We start from the raw sequence: 15379 nt of genomic DNA, 5'->3' as shown, positions 1-15379 counted from the left end.
CCCCTCTCGCCCGCTAGCTAGGCCCGTCGATTGATGCACCTGTTCCGCTGGATGCTGTTGGCCTCGTTGCCGTTCACGCTCGCCGCCGCCGCCCGCCCGGCCGTCGCGCAGCAGGACATCGTGGTGATCGAGATCACCAACCTCAACTCACTCAAGGGCGAGGAGGAGGCCGACCCGAAGGACGTCGCCAAGGGCGTGCTCCAGGCGATGGGGGAAGAGGAACTCGCTGGCAAGGCGTTCTTCATGTCGGACGACCACGGGCCCGGCGGCGCCTCGGCCACCGACATGATCATGTCGTTGATCCAGCTGGCCGCGCCGGAGCAGTGCCGGGTGATGATGCGGAACGGCCGGATCGCGGTCGCGCCGATCGACGACTTCGACCGGTTCTGCGACGGGCTCACCTTCGGCCGGATCGTGTCGAAGGACCGCCGCCTGGGCAATCTCGAGATCCGGGTGGACCCGGCGGCGCTCGACGCCGACGCGATCCGGCGGCGGGCGCGTGACGCGGGGCGGACCATCATGCTCGAGGCGCGGAGCAGAGTGTCGGCGCGCGGCCGCCGGGGAGACGCGATCGCGAAGTCGCCCATCAACCCCGACGGCTTCCAGATCGGCGACCGCGTCGACTGCCAGTACAACGGCGTCTGGGCCGCGGCCGAGCTGATTGGCGAGGGGGGCTTCGACTACCCGACCGTGAAGATCGAGAACCCGGCCGACCTGGTCCCCGCGCTGCTGCGGAAGTCGGACGCCAAACGCCTGCGCGCGCTGGCGTCGCTCCTGCTGCCGGCCGACCCGGTGCGGATGCGGTCGGCGCGGATGGGCGCCTCGGCGCCGCGGACCTGGCAGGACAGCACCGGCCGGTTCACCATCAGCGCTTCGCTCGAGTCGGTCGAGGGCCAGACCGCGGTGCTCAAGCGGACCGACGGCCGCACCGTGCGCGTGCCGATCGCCAAGCTGTGCGAGGCCGACCAGCAATTCATCGCCAGCGGCGGGCAGGAGGTGAACGAAGAGAACCCGTTCGCCGTGGCGGAGCCCAAGCAGGCGGCCGACACGCGGCTGCAGGCCGACATCAGCGGCCTGCGTCAGGTCCCGCTGAGGAAGAACGCGTCCTGGCGGTTCTCGCCGTCCGACGCCGCCCCGACCCCCACCCTGGCTTCCGCCAAGACGGTGGACCTCCCCCAGATCCGCGGCTCGGACGCGTTCTTCGAGGAGTACGGCGGGATCCACCTGTCGGCCTCGGGCAAGCGGCTCGCGATCGAGCGCAAGCACGGCCAGGTCGGCGGCGATGCCCAGTGGTACCTGGATTGCGTGGCGCCGGTCAGCGGCCAGCACCGCGCCACGATCGCGCTGCCGGCGGAGTCGGTCGTGCTCGACACGCTGCTGGAGAAGGGGATTGTGCTCGCCCGGGCCGACGGCTTCAGGGTCGACGAGACGACCGTCTACGTCTACCGGCTCGGCGCCCGCGAGGCCGAGATGGTCGCGCACTGGCAGCCCTACGTGGTCGGCGGCCACTTCGGCGGGGCCGACGTCAAGCACGCGCAGTTCCTCGGCCCCGACCTGGTCATGACCCGCGGCGACATGTTCAAGCCGCCCATCGTGTGGGACTGGAAAACAGCCGAGGCGAAGTACGCGCTGCCCAAGGAGGCGAACGGCGTCTTCGGCGCCGCGGTCGGCCCGCACGGCAGGCTGTACGCGGCGGTGAACCAGCGCGAGCTGCTGGTGTTCGACCTCGCCCGCGGGCGGCATGTAGGGACGCTGCCGCTGCCTGAGCAGACCGTCCGGCTCGACGCGATCGCGTTCAGCCCCGATCAGACCGCGCTGGCGGCGGTCGGCGGCGGCGCGCTGCTGACCTGGGACCTCGCCTCCGGCGAACTGACCCGCCGGCTCTACCGGCCGGAGATCCACTTCGCCGACACGCTGGAGTGGGTTGGCGAGTACCTGCTGGTCGACCACAAGTACCTGTACGACCCGCGGCGGCGGATCCTGCTGTGGGAGTTCGAGATCGGCGGCCGCGCGTCCCACGGCTCGGCCACGCGGGTCGCCAACGGCCGGCTCTGGTTCGCCCCCCGCACCCACGGACGCGAGGCTCCCTATGTCGCGTCGGTCAGCCTGTCGCACCCCGCGATCCACGAGACCGCCGCCAGCCTGGGCGAGCCCGAGGACCTGCTGGTCGCGCGGCCGGGCGACGCCGTCGAGGTGGCGCTGGACCTGGCGCCGGGGCTCGAACGCCGCCACGAGGTGCGCCCGGCCGTCGAGCAGAACCTGCGCGACGCCGGCTTCGAGATCGCCGACTCGGCCGACATCGTCGTGACCGTGGTGTGCAAGCAGCTGCCGTCGCAGGAGATCCACATCGACCCCAACCCGCGGGGCTCGCTGCGCCGCAAGCGGGACGAAGTCATCACCCGCACCATCACGCCGTACCAGACCAAGATCGCCATGCTGGTCGGCGGCCGCGAGGTTTACAGCCGCGGTCAGACCTACTCGCCCGGCATGACCATCTGGCTGGAGGAGGGCGAGTCGATCGACGCGGCGCTCAAGCGGCTCACCACGCCCAACGTCGGGTTTATCCTGCTCGCCAAGTTCAACGGCGAGGTCGCCCGCCCCGGCGACGCCACCAAGAACGGCGCCTACGGCTTCTCCAAGCTCACGTCGGCCGGCGTGCTGGAGGACGTCACGGTGCTGCAGGAATAGCGAGCATCGCCATGGCGACACGCCGCGAGGCGCGTCCCCGCCTGCTACCGCCTAGCGTGATAACGAGCGCAAGCAGCGCTGCGGCCGCCGGCTCAGGGACGGGCGCCGCCGCGCCGCTAAGCAGCTCCGCCAGGCTGGCGCCGTAGTTGTTGCGCCACACGAGGTAGTCGTCCTGGTCGACGGCGCCGTTCATGTCGCCGTCGGTGGGGAGCCCGGCGCCCTGGCTGCCGACCGCGTCACGCCACGCGGTGTAGTCGGCCGCGTCGACCACGCCGTCGGCGTTGTAGTCGCCCGACAGGCCGGCGAGCGTCAGGCGGACCGCCGCGCCGTCGGCCACCCAGTCGCCGGAGGGCGGCGTGGATGGATCGAGCGTGAGCTCATACTGCGTGCCGTCGCTCAGCACCGCCTGCAAGAGCTGCCCGGTGAACGTGTTGAGGGTGACGCTGTCGCCCATCGCGTCGAGGCCCGGCACGGGCGCGCCGTCAACAAGGAACTCGATCCCGAAGACCCGCAGCTCCCCGCCAGCCGATACCTGGGTCGGGCCGGCCACGCGGCCGCCGTGCAGCGCCGCCACGCCCGCGGCGCGGAGGCCGCCGACCAGGCCGCCCAGCATCGTGGACCGGCCGCCGGGGTCGACGGCTAGCTGCTGCTGGACCTCGCCGCCCAGCAGCCACGCCTGCGAGTCGACGCCCGCGATGAAGTCGTACGCCTGCACCACGCCGCCGGTCATCACGACCCGCGATTCGTTCCGGGACCACACGGCCCGGCTCCCGCCCCGCACCGTGCGGCCGACGGTCCCCCCCGCGATCCGCACCAGCCCGCCCGCGTCGGCAGAAACCCAGTTGCCAACCGCGCCGCCGAGGATCTCGATCGTCGCGCCCGATTGCGCTTGCATCCCGTCATCGCCCACGCCGGAGATGTTCGTGCCGCCGGCGATCGTGACGTGCGAGTCGTGGCTGGCGACCATGCGGCCGGTGATGGCGCCGGCGGATAGCAGGAGCGTGCTGCCGTAGGCCACGTTGACGCCGGTCACCTCGCCCCCGTCGATCGTGACGTGCGTTGCGTCGAGCGCGTCGAAGACCCCCTCCACCCTGCCGGACGAGACCGTCACCTCGGCGCCGAGCGCCTCGAAGTTGCCGCCCATCACGCCGCCCTCAACCCGCACGGTGCTGCCGTGGGCGGCGATGAAGCTGTTGGGCGCCGAACCGCCCGGCGAGAGCACGAGCGTCTGCCCGCCGCGCAGCCCGGTCGGCGGCTCCTGCCCCGGCGACTCGAACGTGGTTGGCTCGGCCGGTGGGGGCGTGACGCGCTGGAGCGTCACGGTGTCGCGGAAGTCGTCGCTGCTCCAGAACGAGAACGGCGACCCGTCGGCCAGCACGCCGGTGAACAACGCGTCCGGCGGGACCGTTACGCCGGTCGTGGCGCCTTCGGCCTCCAGTCCCTCAACCGGTTGGCCGTTGATCCGGAAGCCGGCGCCGTGCACCTGGAACTCGGCGCCGGCGGCGACATCAACGTCGTCTCCCAGCGTGCCGCCCGTCAGCAGGAATGCTCCCCCGCTGCTTACCTCGATACGGGCGTTTCCGTTTTGGCCGATGCTGCCGCCGCTCATCACCACGGTGGACCCGGCGCGGACGCCGATGCTCCCCTCGACCGCGCCGCCGCGCAGCTCCAGCGTGGCGCCGGTGAGCAGTTCGGCGCCGGCGCCAATCAGGCCGCCGGTCTGCACCACGTGGGCGCCGACGGCGTCGAAGCCGCCGCCCACCTGCCCGCCCTGCACATCGATCACGCTGCCGACGCCGGCGGTGAAGCCGCGTCGCAGCTCGCCGCCAGGCAGCAGCCGCACCTCCCGCCCGGCGCCCACGCCGTAGAAGTCGGGCGTCGGCGTGGTCACCTCGACCAGGGTGGGCAGGGATGGGGTCTCGCGCCGCGCGAGCGTCAGCGCGCCCGCGGCAATCTTGTCCGCCCCAGACCGTAGGTCGAAGGCGAACGCCGACCCGTCCGCCAGCACCCCCGACAGCACACTCCCAGTAGGCGCGTCGAACGGAGCCTCGGCGCCGGGCGTGTCGAGGTTCGCGATGGGGGCCCCGTCGAGGCGGAAGTCGTAGCCGCTGATCGTGAGCAGGCCTCCGGGGTCGACTTGTGAGTACTGGCCGATGCTGCCGCCGCTGAGCGACAGCGACCCGCCGCTGGCGATCTCGACTCCCAGGTTCGCGCCGCCACCGCTCATCCGCGCGACGCCGCCCGCCAGGAGGGTCATGCCGCCGTTCACCTCGCCGCCGGAGAAGCTGAACTCCGACGCGTTGGGCACGGCGACCGACCCTACCCAGCCGCCGCTCATGTTGAAGTCGACATCCTCCTCCATGTCGAAAACCGATCCCCCGCCCGCGGTGAGGTTGACCGTCGTGCCCGAGTGCGCGTGCAGCCCCAGGCCGGGGGCGATTCCACCGCCGTGCCGGAAGACGCCGCCGTTGATGTTGAGCACCACCTGGTCGTAGATGTCGGAGAACGCTTCGAGGGATCCGCCGTCCAGGTTGACGACCGCATCCCCGTGGGCCTCGAAGGCGATGCCGAGTTCGCCGCCGCGGATATTCACGGTCGAACCCGGGTGGGCGTGGAAGAAGTGGTCGACCTCACCCCCCTCGATGTTCACCACCGAGCCGGAGCGAGCCTGGAACGAGTCGTGGACGAAACCGCCGTAGATGTTCACCGTCGAGCCGTCGTTGGCGTCGACCCAGGCGCCGACCGAGCCCGAGTGCAGGTTGAGCGTGGCGCCCGAGAACAGGTCGAGGTAGTGCCCCACCGACCCGCCCTGCACGTTGACGGTCGAGCCCTCGTTGGCGTCGAACGAGTTGGCCAGCGCGCCGCCCGACAGGACGTTGACGGTCGTGTCGCCGGTGGTCTCGGTGGGCGCCGGGTCGGGCGGCACGTTGATCACTACCTGCGCCGCCGCGTTCGCGGCGGCCGCCAGCCAGATCAGCACGGCGAGTTGCCCACTGCGCGTCATGTGGCGCCTTGAGAGGAGATGCGTTTCCGCGAAGAGTCCCTGCCGTGAGGTTAGCCGGGGGCGACGCGCCGTGCAAACTCGCCGCCTACGGTTTTTCCTGGGCAGGCTTGTCTGCAGCCAGGAACGCCTGCAAACGGTCGAGGTCGTCCGTTCCGATCAGGTCGACTCCGGCCGTGCGGAGCGCGCGCCACACGGCCTCGTTCTCGGGCGTGGCCCAGAAACGCAGGCGGCGGCCCTGCCGGTGGGCCTGGTCGGCGATCCGCGCCAGTTTGGCGCGTTCTTCCACCGGGAACTCACCCTGCCCTGTCCACTTGAAGTAGCTGGGCCAGTGGTCGCTGATCAGCGGCGCCAGGTGGCTAGACGCGTGGCCCGACAAGTCGTCGATGCGGCCGTCGACGCCGGCGTAGCGCAAACGCTGCGACGCCATCATCGTGATCGGCCGGTTGCCGCTGACGATGACCGCCACGGGGCCGGCAGCACGCCGGCCATTGTCCACCCGCGTCAGCATCGTTCGGTACTCGGCCAGCTGCTCGTGCAGCGCCGCGTAGGTCGCCTTGCCGTCGGACTTGAAGTCGACCAGCAGCGTGAAGTCGGGCGTGTCGGCGTGCACCGAGCCGCCGTTCGCCTCGATCCGCTTGCGGAGCGGCTCCAGGTACAGCGCCCGCAGGGTGCGCTCGGGGCGGCAGTCCTCGCGGTCGTGGGCGACCAACAGCTGGCCGTCCACCAGGTAGATGTCCGCCTCGACGCTGTTGAACCCGTGGTCCAGCGCGTCGGCCAGCGGGCGGGCGTGCTCGTAGTCGTTGTGGGCGTGGGCGTTGGGCAGCGGCCGCGGCGCCGCGGCGGCGGCCACCCCGCCGCAGGCGAGCAGGCAGATCGATAGCAGGTGCGTGGGGGACACGGGAGGCTAATCCTGGGTGGGGTGAGAGTCGTCGGCTGCGCAAGAGACTAACCGGCATGGGTGGTTCTTCCCAGTGTCGGGACGTTCCACCGGCAAGGTTACTCCGACGCGGCCAGCTGGCGCTCAATCTCCTCCCGCGTCGGCGCCGAGGGCTGCGCGCCGTGCCGGGTGACGGACACCGCCGCCGCGGCGTTGGCGAAGCGTACCGCGTCGGCCAGCGGGCGGCCCTCACTGATGGCCACCGCGAGCGCCCCGTTGAAGGCGTCGCCGGCGCCGACGGTGTCCACCGCGGCGACCGGCTGTGTTGGAACGAGCGAGTCGGCATCGTCGCTGGCGAGCCACACGCCGCGGTCGCCCAGCGTCACCACGACCGCGCGGGCGCCGCCATCACGCAGCGCCCGCGCCGCGTCGGCAAGCGCTGTCTCGTCGGCCACCTTGCGTCCGGAGAGGAGGGCCAGCTCGTGCTCGTTGGGCGTCAGCACCGCCACGCCGGCCAGCAAGTCGTCGGGCAGCGGCTGGGCCGGCGCGGGGTTGAGGATCACCCGCACGCCCTCTTCGGCCGCAAGCCGCACGGCGTGCTCGACGGCGGCGAGCGGCGTCTCTAGCTGCAGGAGCACCACGTCCGCCTGCGCAAAGCAGCCGCGGGCCGCATCCAGGTCGGCGGGCGTCAGCCGCTCGTTGGCCCCGCCGGCCACGGCGATCATGTTCTCGCCCTCCGCGCCGACGAAGATCAGCGCCACGCCGGACGGCGCTTCGTCATCCACCACGACACGACCGACGTCGATCCCCTCGGCCCGCAGTCCGTCGAGCGCCGCAGCGCCGTAGGCGTCCCGCCCGACGCGGCCCAGGAATGTCACCTCGCCGCCCGCCCGCGCGGCGGCCACCGCCTGGTTGGCGCCCTTGCCGCCGGCGGCGGTCATGAGCTGCCCGCCGAGCACGGTCTCGCCGGGCGAGGGGAGCCGCGGCAGCCGGACGGTGAGGTCGGTGTTGGAGCTGCCGATGACGAGAATGCGCGGTCGGTCCATGGGGAAGATTGTAGCGGAGCGGGCGCGACGCGCGGTGGCACACGCCGCCCGCGGCGTCCGCCCCTCAGCTTGCTGCCGGCGGCCCGGTGGCCATAATGACCTGCAAGGCGGTCCTGCGCTGACCCGATGCTGTTCAGCGCACCCACGCCGCGCTCGGCTCGCGCCGGCGGCGGCTCTCGTCACGCGACTTGGAACAGGCCATGCGTCAAACGACAGCGGCAACTCTGCGCACGCGCCTTACGGTCGGTTCACGATTGTTGGTGGCGGCGATGCTGCTAGGCGGTTGGCTGGCCACCCCGCCGCGCGCGGCGGTGGCCCAGACGCTGCGGGTCATGCCGCTCGGCGATTCGGTCACCGACGGCTTCGCGCTGCCGGGCGGCTACCGGGCGCCGCTCTACACGAAGCTGCAGCAGGCCGGCATCGACACGCTGTTCGTTGGCGACCACCAGAACAACCCGACCGCGTCGCTAACCGCCGCGGGGCAGCAGCGCCACTCGGGCCACTCCGGGTGGGTGGTCGACGGCACGATCTCGCCGACGCGCAACGGCCTGGCGGAAAACATCGCCACGTGGCTCGCCCCCAGCCGCACGCCGATCGACCCGGACATCGTGCTGCTGATGATCGGCACCAACGACGTCATCGACAACCTGCAGCTCGCTCAGGCGCCCGACCGGATCGGCGACCTGATCACGCGCATCGTCAGCCCGGACGACGGCCTGGCGCCGGACGCGCACCTGATCCTCGGCAGCCTTATCCCCAACCGCCAGAGCGGCAAGCAGGCGCCGACCGACGCGCTCAACGCCGCGCTGCCGGGCCTGGTCGCCGAGCACCAGCAGCTGGGCGAGTCGGTCAGCTTTGTGGACGTCGCGAGCTACGTCACGCCCGCGGACATGAGCGACCTCTACCACCCCAACGCGACCGGCGCCGCCAAGATCGCCGACGCGTTCCTGGGCGGCATCCAGGCGTTCCTGGAGAGCAGCCAGACGCTGCCGGGCGACTACAACGCGGACGGTGTGGTCGACGCCGCCGACTACACGCTGTGGCGCGACTCGGAGGGCCAGACCGGCGCCGGCCTGCCCGCCGACGGCAACGGCGACGGCCAAATCAACCAGGGCGACTACCTGGTGTGGCGCGACCACTTTGGCCAGGGCGGCCCAGCCGCCGGGGCCTCCGCCGCGCCGGAGCCGGCCGCCGGCGCGCTCGGCGCCGGGCTGCTGGCGATCGCGGCGGCGCGGCGGCGTCAGCGTCGAGGCCGTCGCCTGTTGGTTAGCCACGGATAGCAACGTCCAGCAAGGAGGCACAGATATATGTTCGGCGCACGAGTTCTATGCATCATTGGTGGACTTGCTGCCGCAGGCGTCGCCTCCGCCCAAGGCGGACAAAGTCTTTCGGATGATCTTCGCTACGCGGCTGGCCTGGACGATGTCGAGAAGGTCAGCGAGCTAATCTCCGCGGGGGCCGACCCCAATGCTGCGGACAAGTACGGACACACCCCGCTCCAGTCGGCGGCCCGGGGCGGGCGCCTGGCGATAGCCGAACTGCTGATCAATGCGGGCGCTGACGTTAATGCCCGGCACGCCAAGCAGCCGTCGGTGCTCGCAGAGGCCGCGGGGGTCAGGTATCCCGAGGGCGCCAGTGCGGCGGTCGTGAAGCTGCTGCTGGCCAGCGGGGCGGAGGCCGACCCGGAGGCGCTGCGGTGCGCCTGCTGGCAGGGGATCTCTGAGAATGCGGAGCTGCTTGTCGCCGCCGGCGTCGACCCCAGTGCGGGGATCGCTTCGGCGGCCCAAGGGGGGCACGCCGAGCTGGTCCGGTACCTGCTGCGCGAAGGCGCCGATCCCGACCCAGAGGTCGAATGGCCGCTGCACGCCGCGGCCGTCCAGGGAGGCCCCGAGGTTGTCCACGTGCTGCTGGAAGCGGGCGCCGACCCCAACCGAGGCGACCGAGAAGGGGACACGCCGCTGCACCGTGCCGTGGGCGGCGACCAGCATCTGGAGGTTGTCAAGCTGCTGGCAGCGGCCGGGGCTCGGTCCGACCTCGCCAACCAGTCGAGCGTGACGCCGGTTCGGGCCGCCTCGATCAATTACGCCGTCGACGCCTACGTGTGGCTCGTCGAGCAAGCCGGCGGCGAGGAGCCCCGCCCCACCAACATCGAGGACGACCCGAGCATCCCCACCAGCGAGCTGCTGGTCCGGTTCCTCCACGGCCACCGGGACGCCCAGACGATAGCGCAGCGGCTGCTTGTAGGACGCGGCGATGCCGTCATGCCCGCGCTGCTCGAGAAGATAGACGGGGGAACGCCGCTGCTCGCGTTCGGAGAGCTGCTGGCCGCGCTCGGTCCGCGGGCGGCGGCAGCGGTCCCCGGGCTCGACGCCCTGCTGGGGGATGAGGATCAGGTCTTTGGAGCGCTGGTTACATTAACTCGCATGGGGCCGCGCCGTGTCGAGCAGCTCCCGGTTGCATCCCGCGTCCGCGCGGCGGACGCGCTGGTGCGGGGCGTCCACAAGCACGCCCCGTTCGTGGATTCAGGCATGATGATGACGGCGTTGGTCATCCTCGGCCAGGACGCCGAGCCGCAGCTAGTCGCACTGCTCCAGGATGAGAGTCCATCGATACGCGCGAGAACCGCGAGGAGGCTGGCGGCCGCTACGTTCAGCAGTGAGAGGATTGAGGCTCGCCTTGTCGACATGCTGCGGAACGATCCTGAGAGTCTGGCTCGGGAGCGGGCGGCCCGAGCGCTCGCAAACCCCCTTTTTCATTCCGACGAAGCGCGGGACGCGCTGCTGGATGTACTCGGAACGCCGGCGCCAGCGGCGGCGCCGGCCACCGGCCCAGAGAGTCCGCAGCAGGCGGAGCGACGCCGAAGGGAGAGCTATTACTGGCAGATGCTGCCTTCCACGGCCGCGGGCGCCCTGGTCGGGTACGGAGCGGCTGTCGTCCCGGCGTTGAGAGAACGCCTCGCCACGGCTGGGGAGTCAGGGCAGCGGAGCTACGAGAGCGTTTTCAACGATCTAGGGAGCAACCCGGCGACGTTACAGGAGTTCGAGAAGCTCCTCGACGATCCGAACGGCGTGGTGCGTCGGTCCGCGCATCGGCAGATTGCTAAGCAGGCGTCGCGCTACTCCGATCGAGCGGGGGACCTGCTGCTTGAACGCTACCTGCAAGGCGACGAACGGGTTAGGCGAGAGGCGGCCGAGGCCCTGCGGAACGTCAGGGATGGCAAGAAGGCCGCGCGGTTCGGCCCGCACCTCTTGGCGATGGCCGCGGACGAGGCGCTGACACGAGGGGTCCGGGTGCGGGCGCTGGGCGCGGCCTTGAGTGTCGACGCTGAGGCTACGCGGCAGTCGACCAAGCTGCCTGGGTTCCTTGACCTCCTCGTCAACGAGGCCCGTACCGGCGACTACGATTCTCAACACTACGCGTTGCGGCTGCTGGGGAGGCTAGGGCCGGCCGCCGCGCCGGTGGCTGATGAGGTCGCGGAGTTGAGCGGGGCGCCCCTCCCGCCGTGGCCGGCCGGACTTCCCGAGAACTACCGCCCCGGCATCGACGACCAACCCGACTCGGCCTTCCAGCAGCATTCGCGGGAGAGGAGCCAGGCTGCGAATCTGCGTAGCATCGCCGCCGAAACGCTCGACGCGTTCCAGGCCGGGCAGCCCTAACGGCGTTTTTCGCGTCGATTGATCCCCCATTTACTTACTGAAACCGGCCACCTAGCGCGGTCTAATGGGGGTTGCGCTCAAGGCACGCACCTCGATAGCACAAGGCTGCTGGCTGTTGGCCTCAACGTGTCCTAGCAGTCATAGAGACGTTGCCGCGTTCGGATCTGCCGAAGACTTTTGTCCCTATTGCGCGCCACAGGGGACAAAAGTCGCCGGCCCCAAACGGAAGGGGGGGCTCAAGAGACTGCTATACAAGCTCATAACGCTCTTCAGGGCTCGCGGAGTGGCCCGACTTTTGTCCCTAAGGATCGATAGCGCCAAAAGGGACAAAAGTTGCGCCGCCCACAACCTGTGCGAATGGGTGTTGGTTGCGCCGGCGGTCAGCCCTGCGGCGGGGCGTCGGTGGTGGCGCCGTCGGCGTTGGGGGTGACCTCCTTGATCACCCGCGCGTCGCAGGCGAACGAGATGCCCTGCTGGCCGCGGGTGTCGATCATCACGGTCTGGACCATGGGGGGGCTGACCGGCTGCTCGGCGACCCACTCCACCAGGAAGTTGGCGCCGCTGCCGCCAGACTTGTCGTCGCGTTCGACGAGGAACTCGGCGGTGGCCAGCGGGCCGAGCCGCAGCGGCTTCTCCAGGTGGTTCTTCAGCAGCTTGCCATCGGTGTCGTAGTAGCGGGCGGAGGTCACTACGATCTGGCCGTCCGGGTCGGTGTTGCGGACGCTGAGCGTGACGGTCAGCAGGTACGAGCGGCCGTCCTGGTGGTAGACGTGCGAGTACGCCGGCGCGTACAGCGTCTGGCCGGCGGCCGCGTTGAGTGTGGTGTGGTTGGCCTCGATGGTGATCGCGTCGCCGGGGCCCTCGCCGACCGCGGACGGCTGGCGGAAGCGGAGCGCGTCGCGGACCGCCTCGAGCCGCGAGTCCATGTACAGCAGGCCGCCCAGCAGCACCGCGGCCAGCAGCACGCCGCCGCCGATGATCAGCAGCTTGAACCGCCGCATGAAGTCTTCGGCGTCTTTTTCGGTGAGTTGGGCCATGGGGGAGGTCTCGGCGGGGGGCGGGTACGGGCGGCGCCCAAGTGTAGCTTGCGGGGCGCTACGCCTCGTCGGCGTCGAACAGGAAGCGGTCCACGCACGCCAGCGCGCCGAGCGCCACGGCGAAGCCGACAAATACCGCCGCGTAGTGGCCGGCGTTGCTCAGCAGGTTGTGGTCGGCCCCGGTCTGCAGCGTGGCGACCCAGCAGGCCAGCCAGTAGACCATCATCCCGGCGGCGCACCACGCGGCGAACATCGCCGTCCAGGCCGCCAGCTCAACGGTACGCTCAAACAACCACGCCATGACTAGTGCTCCAGAGGAAGGCCCGGGGAGGGGGCGGCAACGCGGCCATTCTAAGCGGTCGGTCGGGGCGCCGCCAATGCGGCCGTCTCGCCGGCGCCTGCTACTCGATCCGTGCGCCTGCGGCGCCGGGCTCGAACCAGTGGAGGTCCTCGGCGTCCGCGGTGAGCGAAACCTCCTCGCCCGGCGTCAGGCGGCAGGGCAGCGGCACGCGGGCCACGGCCGCCAGCGCGCCAATGCTGACGTGCGCCAGCGCGTCGGGCCCGAGCGGCTCGAGGGCGGTCACCTGCCCGGCGCCGAGCGGCGCGCCGGCGGGTTCGTTCAGCCGCAGCCGCTCCGGCCGCACGCCCAGCGTGGCCGCGCCGCTGTGATCGGCGGCCGCGTGCGCGGTCAGCGGGGCGTTGTCCGCGGCGAAGCGCCCGCCCTCGATCCGGCCGGGCCACAGGTTCATGCCCGGGTTGCCGAGGAAGCCGGCGACAAACTGGTTGGCGGGGCGGTGGTAGAGGTTCATCGGCGGGCCGCTCTGCAGCATGCGGCCCTCGTGCACAACCACCAGCAGCTCGGCGAGCGAGAGCGCCTCGGCCTGGTCGTGCGTGACGTGCAGCGTGGTCGCGCCGAGCTGGCCGTGGAGCTTGCGGAGTTCGCCGCGGAGCTGCGTGCGGAGCGCGGCGTCGAGGCTCGAGAGCGGCTCGTCCAGCAGCAGCACGCCGGGCCGGCGGGCGAGCGCCCGGCCGAGCGCGACCCGCTGGGCCTCGCCGCCGGAGAGCTGCTGGGGCCGGCGATCCAGCAGCGGCACTACGCCCAGCATGGCGGCCGCGTGCCCGACGCGCGTGCCGATGGCGGCGCGGTCCAGGCCGAGCCGCTTGAGGCCGTGGCCCAGGTTCTGGCGGACGGTCAGGTAGGGGTAGAGCGTCGGCTGCTGGAACACCATCGCCACGTCGCGGCGGTGGGGCGGCAGGCGGTCGATCGACTGGCCGTCGAGCAGCACCCCGCCTGTGGTGGGGCGCTCGAGCCCGGCCACCAGCCGCAGCAGCGTGCTCTTGCCCGAGCCGCTGGGGCCGACCAGCACGACATACCGGCCGTCGGGCGCCTGGAGTGTGACGCCGCGCAGGGCCTCGACGCCCCCGCGGTAGGTCTTGCTCAGGTTGTCCAGGGAGAGGGTGGGCACGTGGCGGCGCGGAACCGCGTCTCGGCGCGCGCCGGCGGGGCGTGCGCGTCGATGTCGGCTGGATTCCTAAATAAAAGGTTGTTCGTCACGCCCTTGGTTGATCGCCGGACGCCGAATCGCGCAAAAGGGGTCGACCCCATCTACCCAGCGTAGCAGAATACGGGCTCGGTTTGGCGTCTGCCTCGTCCCTAACGTTCTCGTTCGCACATTCGACACGGAGCATTCATCTGTGGCTGCTGATCTGTTTGACCTGACTGGTGAAGTCGCCGTGGTGATCGGCGGCACGGGCGCGCTGGGCGGCGCGATGGCTGACGCGCTGGGCGCGGCGGGCGCCGCGGTGGCCGTAGTCGGACGCAACGCCGAGCGCGGCGCCGCGGGGGTGGAGCGGATCACCTCGGCCGGCGGCAAGGCGATGTTCCAGGCCGCCGACGCGCTGGACAAGGACAGCCTGCAGGCCGCGCGGGACGCGATCGCCGGCGGGCTCGGCGAGCCGACCGTGCTGGTCAACGCCGCCGGCGGCAACCACCCCGACGCCACCCTGAAGCCGGGCGACGACTTCTGCAAGCTGCCGGTCGACGCGTGGGACCGCGTGTTCGACCTCAACCTGTCGGGCGGCGTGGTGCTGCCGGCGCAGGTGTTCGGCGCGGGGTTCGTCAAGCAGGGCAAGGGCAGCATGATCAACATTGCGTCGATGAGCGGCATGATCCCGCTGTCGCGCGTGGTGGCGTACTCGGCCGCCAAGGCGGCGGTGATCAACCTCACGCAGTTCCTCGCCCGCGAGTGGGCCACCACAGGCGTGCGCGTGAACGCGATCAGCCCCGGCTTCTTCCCGGCCGACCAGAACCGCGCGCTGCTGTTCAACGAGGACGGCAGCTACACCGAGCGCGGCGGGCAGATCATCGGGCACACGCCGATGGCCCGCTTCGGCAAGGCGGACGAGCTGGCCGGCGCGGTGGTGTGGCTGGCGTCGGAGCGGGCGTCGTCGTTCGTGACCGGGCAGAACATCGTGGTGGACGGCGGGTACTCTTCGACGACGATCTAGCATCGGGCGCGGGCTGGTCATCGCGGCGCCGACCGCTATGACGTGTGAGGACCCCCCTGCCCTAGCGACGCCCCGCCGATGGCCATCACCCTGTTCGTGCTCCAGCTCGCGTCGACGCTGATCATGGTCGGCGTGATCTGGTTCGTGCAGGTGGTGCACTACCCGCTGTTCGGCCGGGTCGGCGAGCAGGAGTTCTCGGCGTACGAGCGGTCGCACCAGCAGCGCACGGGGATCGTGGTGATCCCGCCGATGCTCGTCGAGTTGGCGACCGCCGTGGCGATGATCGCCTACCGCCCGCCGGGCACGCCGCGTTGGGTGGCGGTCCTCGGCCTGGCGCTGGTGGCGGTTGCCTGGGTGTCTACGTTCGCGCTGCAGGCACCCACCCACGGGCGGCTGTCGCCGGGGTTCGAGCCGGGGCTGCACCGGTACCTGGTGGCGACCAACTGGATCCGCACCGTGGCGTGGACCGCCCGGGGCGGGCTGGTTTGCTGGTGCTGTTGGGTGATGCTGCGCGCCGCGAGGTAGCGAACCCGCCCGTTTCGGGGGGCGTGACCGCTACAGAC

General features: G+C 71.1%; 11 protein-coding genes. 5 read left to right on the top strand and 6 right to left on the bottom strand.

All coding sequences use genetic code 11. The annotated features are described in order from the left end of the window. Positions 1 to 33 precede the first annotated feature (33 nt). A complete protein-coding gene (locus tag KOR34_RS19705; RefSeq protein ID WP_146567433.1) occupies positions 34 to 2688 on the top strand; it encodes an SHD1 domain-containing protein in 2655 nt (884 codons plus the stop codon). On the opposite strand, the gene KOR34_RS26850 is transcribed toward KOR34_RS19705, so the two are convergent. From KOR34_RS26850 to rbsK, 3 genes are all read right to left on the bottom strand, one after another. Beyond that, the gene (locus tag KOR34_RS26850; RefSeq protein WP_197531603.1) at positions 2669 to 5692 is read right to left on the bottom strand and encodes a hypothetical protein; all 3024 of its coding nucleotides are present in this window, start codon (positions 5690 to 5692) and stop codon (positions 2669 to 2671) included. The genes KOR34_RS19705 and KOR34_RS26850 overlap by 20 nt on opposite strands. Before the next feature lie 85 nt (positions 5693 to 5777). Beyond that, positions 5778 to 6590 (bottom strand): phosphatidylinositol-specific phospholipase C/glycerophosphodiester phosphodiesterase family protein, encoded by an 813-nt coding sequence (locus KOR34_RS19695; RefSeq protein ID WP_146567431.1) that lies wholly within the window; start codon positions 6588 to 6590, stop codon positions 5778 to 5780. Between the two features lie 98 nt (positions 6591 to 6688). Continuing rightward, complete coding sequence (gene rbsK / locus KOR34_RS19690; RefSeq protein ID WP_146567429.1) at positions 6689 to 7615, bottom strand: ribokinase; 927 nt, start codon at positions 7613 to 7615, stop codon at positions 6689 to 6691. Between the two features lie 200 nt (positions 7616 to 7815). Here rbsK and KOR34_RS19685 point away from each other — a divergent pair, with 200 nt between their 5' ends. Continuing rightward, positions 7816 to 8895 (top strand): GDSL-type esterase/lipase family protein, encoded by a 1080-nt coding sequence (locus tag KOR34_RS19685; RefSeq protein WP_146567428.1) that lies wholly within the window; start codon positions 7816 to 7818, stop codon positions 8893 to 8895. A 27-nt stretch (positions 8896 to 8922) separates the two neighbouring features. Then, complete coding sequence (locus KOR34_RS19680) at positions 8923 to 11271, top strand: ankyrin repeat domain-containing protein (RefSeq protein ID WP_146567425.1); 2349 nt, start codon at positions 8923 to 8925, stop codon at positions 11269 to 11271. Between the two features lie 380 nt (positions 11272 to 11651). Here the strand turns inward: KOR34_RS19680 and KOR34_RS19675 are convergent, their stop codons facing one another. The 3 genes from KOR34_RS19675 to KOR34_RS19665 form a co-directional block, all read right to left on the bottom strand. Then, on the bottom strand, positions 11652 to 12308 hold the full coding sequence (locus KOR34_RS19675) for a DUF3124 domain-containing protein (RefSeq protein WP_228714711.1): 657 nt from the start codon (positions 12306 to 12308) through the stop codon (positions 11652 to 11654). Between the two features lie 58 nt (positions 12309 to 12366). After that, positions 12367 to 12609: a hypothetical protein gene (locus KOR34_RS19670; protein WP_146567423.1), complete on the bottom strand. Its 243-nt coding sequence runs from the start codon at positions 12607 to 12609 to the stop codon at positions 12367 to 12369. A gap of 100 nt (positions 12610 to 12709) precedes the next feature. Beyond that, positions 12710 to 13774 carry an ABC transporter ATP-binding protein gene (locus KOR34_RS19665; RefSeq protein WP_146567421.1) on the bottom strand — a complete coding sequence of 355 codons (1065 nt, stop codon included), beginning with the start codon at positions 13772 to 13774 and terminating at the stop codon, positions 12710 to 12712. Positions 13775 to 14003: 229 nt separating this feature from the next. On the opposite strand from KOR34_RS19665, the gene KOR34_RS19660 reads away from it, so the two are divergent. Continuing rightward, entirely contained in the window at positions 14004 to 14816 is an 813-nt protein-coding gene (locus KOR34_RS19660) for an SDR family oxidoreductase (RefSeq protein ID WP_146567419.1), read from the top strand. Positions 14817 to 14894: 78 nt separating this feature from the next. Further along, a complete protein-coding gene (locus tag KOR34_RS19655; RefSeq protein ID WP_146567417.1) occupies positions 14895 to 15341 on the top strand; it encodes a hypothetical protein in 447 nt (148 codons plus the stop codon). Positions 15342 to 15379 lie beyond the last annotated feature (38 nt).

The organism is Posidoniimonas corsicana (assembly GCF_007859765.1).
Lineage (GTDB): Bacteria > Planctomycetota > Planctomycetia > Pirellulales > Lacipirellulaceae > Posidoniimonas > Posidoniimonas corsicana.
This window is presented reverse-complemented; position numbering and strand designations above follow the sequence as displayed.

Excerpts from the sequence above, each read along its gene's own strand:
- KOR34_RS19685 (WP_146567428.1), top strand. The coding sequence starts at position 7,816 with ATGCGTCAAACGACAGCGGCAACTCTGCGCACGCGCCTTACGGTCGGT.
- KOR34_RS19680 (WP_146567425.1), top strand. The coding sequence starts at position 8,923 with ATGTTCGGCGCACGAGTTCTATGCATCATTGGTGGACTTGCTGCCGCA.
- rbsK (WP_146567429.1), bottom strand. The coding sequence starts at position 7,615 with ATGGACCGACCGCGCATTCTCGTCATCGGCAGCTCCAACACCGACCTC.
- KOR34_RS19705 (WP_146567433.1), top strand. The coding sequence starts at position 34 with ATGCACCTGTTCCGCTGGATGCTGTTGGCCTCGTTGCCGTTCACGCTC.
- KOR34_RS19655 (WP_146567417.1), top strand. The coding sequence starts at position 14,895 with ATGGCCATCACCCTGTTCGTGCTCCAGCTCGCGTCGACGCTGATCATG.
- KOR34_RS26850 (WP_197531603.1), bottom strand. The coding sequence starts at position 5,692 with ATGACGCGCAGTGGGCAACTCGCCGTGCTGATCTGGCTGGCGGCCGCC.
- KOR34_RS19670 (WP_146567423.1), bottom strand. The coding sequence starts at position 12,609 with ATGGCGTGGTTGTTTGAGCGTACCGTTGAGCTGGCGGCCTGGACGGCG.
- KOR34_RS19675 (WP_228714711.1), bottom strand. The coding sequence starts at position 12,308 with ATGGCCCAACTCACCGAAAAAGACGCCGAAGACTTCATGCGGCGGTTC.